Annotated in this window: 4 protein-coding genes; 1 reads left to right on the top strand and 3 read right to left on the bottom strand. The window is 63.8% G+C overall.

Going from position 1 to position 6,079, the window contains the following annotated elements:
- The 3 genes from EN893_RS14810 to EN893_RS14800 all read right to left on the bottom strand — a co-directional run.
- Nucleotides 1-1,780, bottom strand: a 1,780-nt coding sequence (locus EN893_RS14810) for a prolyl oligopeptidase family serine peptidase (RefSeq protein WP_164900872.1), incomplete at its 3' end; no start/stop codon positions are given.
- 68 nt (nucleotides 1,781-1,848) lie between these two features.
- Entirely contained in the window at nucleotides 1,849-3,021 is a 1,173-nt protein-coding gene (locus tag EN893_RS14805) for an MFS transporter (RefSeq protein ID WP_127268231.1), read from the bottom strand.
- 163 nt (nucleotides 3,022-3,184) lie between these two features.
- Nucleotides 3,185-4,360, bottom strand: coding sequence for an MFS transporter (locus EN893_RS14800; protein WP_127268230.1), 1,176 nt, complete (start codon nucleotides 4,358-4,360; stop codon nucleotides 3,185-3,187).
- 253 nt (nucleotides 4,361-4,613) lie between these two features.
- Here EN893_RS14800 and EN893_RS14795 point away from each other — a divergent pair.
- The coding region (locus EN893_RS14795) for a trimethylamine methyltransferase family protein (RefSeq protein ID WP_128361614.1) at nucleotides 4,614-6,079 on the top strand (1,466 nt) is incomplete at its 3' end.

Genomic DNA, 6,079 nt, shown 5'->3' with positions numbered 1-6,079 from the left:
GATCGCCATATTCGGCCATCCACGAGGCGCCAGGCGGCAATTCGGCGTAACGCAGCATGTCGAGCAGCGGCACCTCGATGATGACGGCGCCGAATAGCTCGGGATGCTGCGTCAAGGAAACGCCGGTCAGCAAGCCGCCATTCGAACCACCCTGGATGCCGAGTGAGCTTGCTGTCGCGATGCCGCGCTTGACGACGTCCTGCGCGACCGCTGCGAAATCGTCGAATCCGTTTTGGCGATTGCCCTTGAGCGCCGCTTGATGCCAGGCCGGGCCGAACTCGCCGCCGCCGCGGATGCAGGCCTGCACATAGGCATTGCCCTTTTCCAGCCATAGCCTCCCGCGCACGCCGGCATAGCCGGGCAGCAGCGGCACTTCGAAACCGCCATAGCCGTAAAGCAGCGTCGGCACCGGCCCCTTCTGATCGCGCCGCCTGACGACAAAATAAGGGATCATCGTGCCGTCCTTGGAGCGCGCCTCGAACTGTTCCGAGATGAGCGGCGAGGCATCGAAACGCGCCGGCTGCGACTTCACGGTAGCGAGCGTCTCGCCATTGTCGTCAGACCAGATGATCGCACTCGGGGTCAGGAAATCGGTGAAGGAAAAGGACACGGTCGAGCCGAACTGCTCGGCATGGCTGATGCCGACATTGCCATTTTCGGGCAGCGCCACCGGTTTCAGCGACCAGTTGCCATCCTTGCGCTCGCAGACGACGACCTTGCCGCGCACATTGTCCATCAGGCTGATGAACAGCCGGTCCTGCGTGCGGGCCATGCCGGCGATGGAAACGCGATATGCCGGCTCGAACAAGGTTTCGACAGATCCGAGCGCGCCGGTCTCGACCCAGTGCGCCAGATCCAGCGAATAGAGGCCGTCGGGCTTGCAAACCGTGCCGTCGGGCGACGTCCATGGACTGCGCACGCCGAACACGAGCTGATCCCTGAATATTGCCGTATCGGTCATGTCGTCCGGTAGCGGCAGCTGTTTGTTTTCGCCGGAAGGCAGCCGAAGGAAGATGTGCGAAGCGAAGAAATTCAGCGTTCGAGCCAGGACCAGATAGCGTCTGTCACCGTCGTACTCGACAGCGGCACCAACGGCGAGATCCTCTTTCTGCGCCTCGAAGATCGGCGTCGCGTCTTCCAGCTTGGTATCGCGCTTCCACAGCTTTATGACTCGCGGATAGCCGGACTCGGTCTTGTCGGCCTCGTCGAAAGCGGCGGAAACAATCACGGTGTCCTTATCCAGCCAGCTGAAGCCCGACTTGGAAGCGGGCGCGCGAAACCCACCGTGGACAAACGACTTGGTCGCAATGTCGAACTCGCGCATCTCGCTCGCGTCACCGCCATCCGGCGACATCGAGACAAGGCAAAGGTTGAAGTCCGGATAGAGCCGGCTGGCGCCGCTGAACACCCATTTGATCCCCTCCTTCGCCGCAAGCTGGTCGAAGTCGACGATTGTTTCCCAGTCGGGTTTCTCGGTCTTGTAGGAAGCGACCGTCGTGCGGCGCCAGAGGCCGAGCACATTGGTCTTGTCCTGCCAGAAATTGTAGACATGGCCTTTCAACGCAGCGCCGACCGCAATGTTGTCCTCGGCCGTCATCAGGTCGAGCGCGGTCTGGAACGACGCCTGGTAGGACGGATCGCCCTGCAATTCACCAACCGTGATCTCGTTCTGGCGATGTACCCAGTCCAATGACTGTATGGCTGTCCTGTCCTCCAGCCAGAGAAAGGGATCGTCGGTCGAGAGGGTGGAATTCGGCGTCTGGGTGGAAGGCTTGGTCATGAGGTCTCCGATAAACGCGTTGCTTTGAAAAAGCCAACGCGGATAGGCCGTATCGATATTCACTATGCTCAGCGCACAATTGAGGCTTTCCGCCCACCAGCGAGGCTAGCAATAGCCAGCGCCAGGCACAGCAGCCCAAGCGTGATCGGCAGCCCGCCGGCACCCAGAATATCCATGGCGCCGCCCGCCAGCGGCGGCACGGCGATACCGCCGACGCCCCACATCAAGGAAAAGGCCGCATTGCCGGCAACCAGTGCGGAGCCGGTGAAGCGTTCGCCGAGCTCGATGATCGACATCGTGTAGATGCCGTAGGAAACCGCACCCCAGACAAAGATCATTGGCCAGATCAGCGGCGACTCGATGAGAAGCGGAAGCAGGACGCAGCCGAGCACCGTGATCGCGACGCAGGCAAGCCGCACCAGGCGCGCGGAAAGCCTTTCCGCCAGCAGGCCTAGCGGCACCTGCATGGCGATATTGCCGGCAATCATCACCGACAGCAGCGCCGACATGCGGGTTTCGGTAATGCCGTGATGGGTGCCATAGACAGGCAGCAGCGCCAGCGCGCCCTGTTCGAAACCGGCGGCGACTATGACGGCAAACAAAAGCAGCCACGCCAGCGGCACGAAACCCAGGACGGAAACTTGATGCCCGGCCTCGTCGACCTTGGGCAAGCGCGGCAGCACCAAGCCCAGGCAGATGCCGCACAGCACGAAGGCGGAGATGCCGACGAGGAAGGGCGGCCAGCCCTCAGTGCCGACTGCAAGCAGGCATAGCGGCCCGGCCGCGAAACCGGCCGAGATGATCGTCGAATAGACACCCATGACGCGCCCTCGCCGCGCCGGCGGCGCCAGCGCGATGACCCAGATCTCGCTCAGCACATAGAGCGGGTTGGTCACCACACCGATCAGGAAGCGCAGGGGAAACCACAGATAGACATTCTGCGTCCAGCCGATCAGCGCCAGCACGACAGCCGAAAGCGCCGCACAGGTAAGCGCTGTGCGCCCTGCCCCGAACCGGCGGGCCAGCGCCGGGATCAATGGCGACGACAGGATGAAACCAATCGGCGTCATGGCCGCCGACAGGCCGATCATCGCTGGCGAAACGCCCTGGCGCTGCAGGATGAAACTCAGCAGCGGATAGGACAACCCTTGCGCGATGGCGAACACCGAGACGGTCGCGATCACACCGGTGATCGCCGCCCACTGCATCGTCTCGTCCTTGTTCGATTCAACCAAATTCATTGTGCGCACCGCTATCGAGGCTGCAGGATTAGCGATTGAGCAACGTGGTGGTAAGCCCCTGGGAGGCGAAAACCGCTTGCTCCAGACAATGCCTGTCAGGAGGTTGGGCCTGTCAGGAAGTTGGGCCTGTCAGGAAGTTGGGCCGGTCAGGAGGTTGGGCTCGTCAGGAAGCTCGGCGCACGGACGACCGATACAGCGCGAACATCACCAGCACCGCGTCGAGGCCGGCGATCACGACCGGCAGCCCGAGCGGGCCGATGCCTTGCATGAGCACGCCGGCACCGGGTGGGCCGACGATGCCACCGACGCCCCACATCAGTGCAAAGGCAGCGTTGCCGGCGACCAGCACAGAGCCCTTGAACCGGCTGCCGAGTTCGACCAATGCCATGGTGTAGACGCCGTAACCGACCGCGCCCATCACCAGCAGCACGACCCAGATCAACGGCGTTGTGATCAGCAAAGGCAGCAAAAGCGCGCAAACGGTTGTTGCCAGCGCGCAGACGATGATCATGGCGCGGCCGCCAAAACGCTCCGCCAGAAGGCCGAGTGGTATCTGCAGCAGGATGTTGCCGAGGGAAAGCGCCATCACCAGCGAGGCCAGAACGGCTTCCGCCAAGCCGTAGCTGGCGCCGAAGACCGGGACCAGCGCATAGGTGCTCTGCTGGACCGCCGCCGAGACAAGCACGGCAAGCAGCAGCGCCGGCGCCACCTTGGCAAAGCCGACAAGGCCGCTGGCAGGCTGGTCGTCATCCTCGAAACCGGTCAGCTTAGACGAGACCGCGTGCAGGATCACCGCGCAGAGCGCGAAACCGGCGACGCCGACCATGAAGGGCGCCCAGCCCGACGTACCGAGCAGGGTCAGCGCGAATGGTCCGGCGGCGTAGCCGGCGCCCATTAGCGTGTTGAACACGCCCATCACCCTGCCGCGCCGCGATGGCGGCGCCAGCGACAGTGCCCACACCTCGCCGAGGATGTAGAGCGGGTTGATGACGACGCCGATGATGAAGCGGATGACGAACCAGGCCACCCAGTCCTGCAGATAGCCGATACCCAGGAAGCAGAGCGCGCCGATCAGCGAGCAGCCGACCGCCAGGTTGCGTGCACCGACAAGCCGCACAGCCGCGGGCACGAAAGAAGCCGAAAGGATCAGCCCGAGCGGCATCATCGCCGCCGACAAGCCGATCAGCGCTGGCGACATGCCTTGTTTCTGCATCAGCAGCGTGAACAGCGGCGAACTCAACCCCTGCGCCGCGCCGAACATCGCAAGTGCCGCGGTGACGCCGGCAAGCGCTGCCCACTGCGTTCCTGCTTCGCCTTCGTTCGAGCCGGTCGCAACCATGCTGCCATCCATGTGAATTGCTGGCCATCCGGCCGGCAAGCCCGAGTAGCTATCGGTTCGATCCAGGCAAAGGAAGGGCCGCCCGGCGAAATCCGCTTGCGCCAACGAGGCGGCGGGATCAGGCCGATGTCGTGGCCGCGCAACTGCCGTTCCGGCATGTCGCTTCCCTCGCCCTAGTGGTCGCCGCCTCCGCAATGGCTGGACAGCCGCCGGTCCATTATGCCGCCCGCTATCGCATCCTACGAGGACCATCATGACCGCCGCCCTACAACCCTTGGAACCGGCATTGGCCACCGACCGCGCCCGTCGCGGTGGCCGCGCCGGAAAGCGCGCCGGCGGCTCGGCCGCGTTCGAGCAGCCGGCTTTCCGCCAGCTGAAAAACCCGCTGACGCCGACCAGGCTGGTCTCCGACGACGAGCTGGAATCGATCCACCTCGCCTCCCTGCGCGTGCTCAGGGAAATCGGCGTCGATGTGCTGCATGACGAAGCCCGCAGCATCATGAAGGCGCATGGCGCCGATGTGCGCGACGGCAGCGAGCGGGTGCGCTTCGACAGCGACATGATCCTCGAACTGGTGTCGCACTGCCCGTCGGAGTTCACCATCCATGCCCGCAATCCGGCGCACAATGTGCGCTTTGGCGGCAACAATGTGATCATCTCGATGATGGCGTCGGCGCCCAATTGCTCCGACATCGATCGCGGCCGCCGGCCCGGCAACCAGCAGGACTACCGCAATTTCTTAAAGCTCGCGCAGATGCACAACATCCTGAACTGCACGGGCGGCTACCCGGTCGAGCCGACCGATATCCATCCGTCCGTCCGCCACCTCGAATGCATCCGCGATCTCAGCGTGCTCACCGACAAGGTGTTCCACATCTATTCGCTCGGCAAGGAACGCAATGTCGACGGCATCGAGATCGCCAGGATCGCGCGCGGCATCAGCCACGAGCAGATGCTGGAAGAGCCGTCCGTCTTCACCATCATCAACACGAATTCGCCGCTCAAGCTCGACGTGCCGATGATGGAAGGCATCATCCAGATGTCGAGCAAGGGCCAGGTCGTCGTCGTGACGCCGTTCACCCTGTCGGGCGCCATGGCGCCTGTCACCATCGCCGGCGCACTGGTGCAGCAGAACGCCGAGGCGCTTGCCGGCCTCGCCTTCGCCCAGATGGTGCGCAAGGGCGCACCCGTCGGCTATGGCGGCTTCACCTCCAATGTCGACATGAAGTCCGGTTCGCCGGCGTTCGGCACGCCGGAATACATGAAGGCGCAGCTCGTCGGCGGCCAGCTTGCCCGCCGCTACAACATTCCCTACCGCACCTCCAACACCTGCGCCGCCAACACGGTCGACGCGCAGGCGGCTTATGAAAGCGTGTTCTCGCTGTGGGGCGCCATCCAGGGCGGCGGCAATCTGATGATGCATGCCGCCGGCTGGCTCGAAGGCGGCCTGCGCTGCTCCTACGAGAAGACCATCCTGGACATCGACCTGCTGCAGATGGTGGCCGAATTCCTGACCCCCCTCGATCTTTCCGACGAGGCACTCGGCTTCGACGCCATCCAGTCGGTCGGTCCCGGCGGCCATTTCTTCGGCACCCAGCACACGCAGGACCGCTACAAGACCGCCTTCTACTCGCCGATCCTGTCCGACTGGCGCAATTACGAGACCTGGGCGGAAGCCGGCTCGCCGACGGCGCTCGAAAAGGCCAACAAGGTCTGGAA

It is taken from the genome of Mesorhizobium sp. M7A.F.Ca.CA.004.04.2.1, from assembly GCF_004022825.1.
Taxonomy (GTDB): Bacteria; Pseudomonadota; Alphaproteobacteria; order Rhizobiales; family Rhizobiaceae; genus Mesorhizobium.
The sequence above is the reverse complement of the archived record's forward strand: the minus strand, read 5'-3'. Positions and strand labels throughout refer to the sequence as shown.